This is a genomic window from Roseateles sp. P5_B10 (assembly GCF_056400485.1).
Genome location: NZ_JBFULE010001268.1, coordinates 1 through 1,019, shown reverse-complemented (window position 1 = coordinate 1,019; position 1,019 = coordinate 1). Strand labels below are relative to the sequence as shown.

Below are 1,019 nucleotides of genomic sequence, written 5' to 3'. Positions count from 1 at the left end.
AGACCACGGTGCTCGAAGGCGACTGGACACCCGAGCGTGTCGTGCTGCTGAAGTTCCCCACGCCGGAAGCCGCACAGGCTTTCTATGACTCGCCCGAGTACGGTGTGGCGCGTGAGGCCCGCGAGGGCATCGCCGTCATGCGCATGGTGTTGATCGAAGGCGTTTGAGCCCCGTGGCCGTCGTTGCATTGCTGCTGGGCGCTCTGTTCGGCGGCTTCGCCTCGGAGAGTTTGATCGGCGCGTTTCTCGGCGCCGCGGTGGGCTGGCTGGGCTGGCAGCAGATGCAACAGGGGCGGCGCATCGCCGACCTGGAAAAGCAGCTCACAGCCCGCGGACCGGCGCCGGCGCCGCTGCCCGCTCAACCACCCGCTTCAACGCCCCCTGTGGCCGTGCCTCAGCGGACCGAAGCGGTTGTCGCGCCGTTGCCACCTACCGTCGCGACGCCGGTTGCTGCACCGCCGCCGCCCAGGCCGGCACCCCAACCACCGGCCTCGGCGCCCGTCCCGCGCCGTCCCATCCCCATGCCCGTCTGGGCCCAGCGCCTCGCTGCGGCCAACACCATCGTCAAGGTCGGGCTGGCGATGCTCTTCCTCGGCCTCGTCTTCCTCGCCCGCTTTGCGGCAGAGAACGTCACGGTGCCACTGGAAGTGCGCCTGGCTGGCATCGGCGCCACCGGTGTCGCGTTGCTGGTCGTCGGCTGGCGGCTGCGGCTGCGCACGCGGGCCTACGGTCTGCTGCTGCAAGGCGGCGGCGTGGCCGTTGTCTACCTGACGCTGTTTGCCGCCGTGAAGCTGGCCGGCCTGGAGCCGCTGGCCCTGGTGTTCGCGCTGATGCTCACCGTCTCGTTGCTGGCCGCACTGTTGGCCGTCAAGCAGGATGCGCAGGCGCTGGCCGTCGTCGCCGCCCTGGGCGGCTATGCCACACCGCTGCTGCTGTCCACCGGCGGCGGCGCCATCGCCATGCTGCTGGGCTATGACTTCGTGCTCGGCCTGGGTGTGGCGCTGGTCGCCTGGTTCAAGC

Annotated in this window: 2 protein-coding genes; both read left to right on the top strand. The window is 70.5% G+C overall.

The window, feature by feature from the left end:
* On the top strand, window positions 1-167 hold a 167-nt coding region (locus AC1DU6_RS32645; RefSeq protein WP_477862407.1), incomplete at its 5' end, for a DUF1330 domain-containing protein.
* A 5-nt stretch (window positions 168-172) separates the two neighbouring features.
* A partial coding sequence (locus tag AC1DU6_RS32640; protein WP_477862405.1) for a DUF2339 domain-containing protein occupies window positions 173-1,019 on the top strand: 847 nt, incomplete at its 3' end.